The following is a 3,869-nucleotide window of genomic DNA, read 5'->3' as shown; positions in this document are numbered from 1 at the left end:
AGTGCCCGTAAGTTGCATAAGGAAAGTGCTATACCGGTCGATGTGATAAGGCGTTGTGCCATTTGGTGACGTGATAAATAGATAGAGTGTTGAGTCAGTAATTTCTGTACCTAGTTCTTGGGCAAGTTGTTCAAGGTCGTTCTTTAGCCCTGTAAATAGCTCTTTATATTGTTCGTCAATTTCAGGACTTCTAACCATCACAAAAGAGTCTGAAGTCGCCAGATTTTCCAGTGCGTGCTCTAATGAGCATTCTATTTTATGTTCTTTATGAGCTGTATCAAGATTTGCATTGATGTCGACTTTACTAGAGCTGGCATACACGTGCTCCGGGGGAAGTCTGAGGACTAACTCAGATAGACTATCAAGTGATGCTAGAGGTGTCTCCACTACAGACTGGTTAAATTTGAATGACCTTTTGTTGAAGTCGGAGAACTGCTGTTCTTGATCTAGTTTTATGTATTTATACATTTTGCATTCCTTTTTCTCTAGTACTCTTAGTGGAAGAGCTTGTGCGGCTAGCTATTTCTTGAAAATCTACTTATTCACTCGTTTTTTGATAACACGGGCAGAATCACACGCAGTATTTCTTCTTCGGATAAAGGGCTTAATTGAAGCTTAAAACCTTGGTTAAGTTGTTCGATCAGGTTATTTAACCAAAAGCCGTTGTAGACTGTTCCAGCATGATAGTCGGCCAATATCAGGTTGCTAGGGTGATCGCCTTGACGACTCTTAATGGTGACCTTATCAGCTAATCGGGTTTCAAGGTTTATGGGCTCATTATAACGGTCACTATATCGCTTTATTTGCCAGGCGACATCATCTATGAATAATACGCGTTTCTTATCTTGAACGTAACTTTTTAGCTGACGATCAAAGCTACCCAGGACTTGGTCTCGGTTTTTGATGTTTTCTAATGTTGGCCAATGTTTATAGCTTTCGGTTAAATTGCAGTCTCGACACATACCAAGAACAGCGACCTTTACAGAAGGGTGGCTCGCCAATAATTGCTCGGTTGCCTCGGTGATCTGACGGACACACTCACTGACAACGTCTTTAGCTGTCTTGTCTAAGCCGCTGACTCCCCATTGTTCTAATTGTTTGGTTGAGCCGAGATTGTTTACGCCGATTCGAATGATGACCAGCCCCTTTTCCCAGAAGTCCGGAGAGCGCTGCAAGCGAGAGATCAGCCATTTTGCTTGATAGGGCCAGCCTTCAAGCAAAGACTGACAGCGAAGTCCGGAAACTGCATAGTTATAGTCGAAGTCTAATTTCTTGGGGGCTCGGGCAGGGAGCTTAAGCCAGTTCTTGATTCTTGCCCAGCGGTAACTTTCACCCCATGTCCCGAATGCTCCAAGATTAACTTGCTCAGATCGAAATCTGTCCCATAGTGCTGGCCAGTTGTAAGTGACGCTATGAAAGTCGCCTCCTCTAGCTTTATTGTCATATTTATCTCGATAGCTATGACTGTCTGAATCACCCAATATTGCGACAGGAAACGCAGCATCACCAGGGTCAGAAGTATCGATGCCTGTCTTATTCAGGAATAGCCAGTACGAGGCAAAAACCATTACAAAAAAAAGGCCGATGGTGGTGGTTGTTGGTTTAATCGAAAGCATCCTTGCCTCACTTTAGTAATGTCTGCTTAACCAGTTTTTAATCGCGTCGAACAAGCTGTGCTTATCGTTCAGCATGAAAAAAGTATGGTCAGCTTTGGGGAAATAGACTTCTTCAAATATTTGCGTGAAGAACTCGCCAGGAAAAGCATCTTTCATTTGTCCCTGATAGTTGTAGTAGGACTGTACCCCTCCGCTGTAGACATATAGGCACTTGGCTTCGCGTTGATGCAATACTTCCATGTCGGCCTTATATTGACTTTTTTCCGGTAAGCGCCAGACATAGTCATCAACATTATTTGCTTGATTATCGCTCGATTCTGAAGACATAGCTTTGGTTTTAGTCAGCCGCTTAATTAAAGCCTTAATCAGGTTGAAGGGCTGAGATAGCTTTTTGAGAAATTTCACACGATTAAACTTTGGACTTAGGTAACCATAGCCATCTATCCAAACTAAACCTTTGACACGATCATCCTTTACAGCAATTTTGTGAGCGTTCTCGGCACCTGTACAAAGGCCAAAAGAAATTACACTGCAGTGGTTAAACTGAGTTTCAAGGCAATCCAAGGCTGCAAGCATATCCTTGGTAATTTGCTCTGTTCGAGAAGAAGGTGATGCGATGCGGGTGCTATCACCTTGCCCACTCAGGTCAAATCGAAAGCTGGCATACCCTAGATCAGCCAAGAATTTTGCGAGATGTACATGCAAATTGAAAGGGCCTGATTTATGAACTGCACCAGCATTAATTATCAAGAAACAAGGCTTCTTGCAGTCTTCTTCTGGAGCAGTATAGATACCCTGAAGGTGCTGCTGTGGGCCAAAGCTCTGAATTTGTTCAATCATTGACTTAAGCTCTTTAAAATAAATTGGTTGATATTATGTGTTGAGATTGAGCGGTCAATGTCCTTGTAGAAGTACCAATTGCCTTCATCATCAATATGTTGGTAGTTGATATGCTGCCCACCTGTCGCACTTAAGCTTTCATCTTCGGTCGTTGAGATGACGGTGCATGGCGTATCATTAAGGCTATTGAGTTGGTCTGCCAGTCTTAGAGAGTCTATTTGCTTTTGTAATTTCGTACAGTATTGATAGCCAAGGTATTCACCCTGTTTTAGGTCACTGCTTTTCCTTCTAACACTGAAATGCCAGTTTTGAGTAAGTACTTGTTTTTGCAGAGTGTCTAATTTACCAAGATAGTCGGAGCCATTGAGAATCGGGTCCCAAAGGACTAGCTCATTAAACTGGCACTTTGTATTGGCTAATGTAGCAATTGAGGCGCCTAAACGTGAGGCGACACAGACCACCTGCTCAACGCCTGCTCGGGCTTTTAGCTCCTCATATGCTTTGATAAGGTCTTGTTGCCATTCTTCGATACTTTGAGTAGAAAACTCACCAGTGGAGTCACCCACGCCGTGGTAGTCAAAACGCATGCAATAAAAGCCTTGTTTAGCGAGGCTAGTGGCAAGTAGCTGGGTCATTCGATAGTTGCGAAAATACTCATGTCCGATCGGAGAGCTGAATAATATTGCTTTGCTACGATAAGCGCCCGCACCAGGCTCATGTATTACGCCGTAAAGAGGTAATTTACTATCACCGAAGAATACTGGGTGGATTGTTTGCGTTGCGGGAGAATGTAGCTCTGTTTTATTGGTTTCGTCAGAAAGACCTTTAGCCGCTGAGCTTTCTGTAGCGGCTGTTTTTGTGGTCTGATCTATTAGCTCAGCTAGTTGATGTAAGCTTTCCAGTAGTAAGTCTCGAGGCTTCAGTTCAACGTTAAAATGCGCTTGCACTTTATGAATAACTTGAATGGAAAGTAATGAATGGCCGCCGATATCAAAGAAATTATCGTATTTGTTAATATCATGGTTCCCGCATACTTCTCCCCAGCAGAGAGCTAACCACTTTTCTGTGCTTGTCTCGGGGCCTTGACGCGATTCACCGGCAGACATTTGAGTTAGGTTCCAGCTTTGCAGGACTTTTCGATCAAGCTTGTTGTTAAGGGTGCGTGGTAACTCCCCGAGTGCTTCAAGGTGCTGTGGCACCATGTAAGGGGGTAGTTGCTGTCGCAGGTGCTCACGAAGTTCACTGAGACTAATCGGGCTATTCTTCCATACAACATAAGCGATGAGCCGCGTATCGCCGGCACGGACTTCTCGTACGCTTAAGGCGCAGTCGTCAATGGCGTCGTGTTGGCGCATAAGCGTCTCAATTTCCCCCAGTTCTATTCGGTAGCCGCGTACTTTGACTTGCTGATCC

Annotated in this window: 4 protein-coding genes; all 4 read right to left on the bottom strand. The window is 44.0% G+C overall.

The features are described from left to right. Window positions 1-468: hypothetical protein (locus A3757_RS10460; protein ID WP_197469995.1), on the bottom strand; the 468-nt coding region annotated here is incomplete at its 3' end. 74 nt (window positions 469-542) lie between these two features. After that, window positions 543-1,616, bottom strand: a complete 1,074-nt coding sequence (locus A3757_RS10455) for an SGNH/GDSL hydrolase family protein (RefSeq protein WP_068553437.1) — start codon at window positions 1,614-1,616, stop codon at window positions 543-545. A 12-nt stretch (window positions 1,617-1,628) separates the two neighbouring features. Beyond that, on the bottom strand, window positions 1,629-2,456 hold the full coding sequence (locus A3757_RS10450; RefSeq protein ID WP_068553436.1) for an alpha/beta fold hydrolase: 828 nt from the start codon (window positions 2,454-2,456) through the stop codon (window positions 1,629-1,631). Beyond that, window positions 2,453-3,869 (bottom strand): phosphopantetheine-binding protein (locus A3757_RS10445; RefSeq protein ID WP_197469994.1); only part of this gene is annotated, 1,417 nt, incomplete at its 5' end. The genes A3757_RS10450 and A3757_RS10445, both read right to left, overlap by 4 nt.

This window comes from Oleiphilus sp. HI0117 (assembly GCF_001635235.1).
This window is presented reverse-complemented; position numbering and strand designations above follow the sequence as displayed.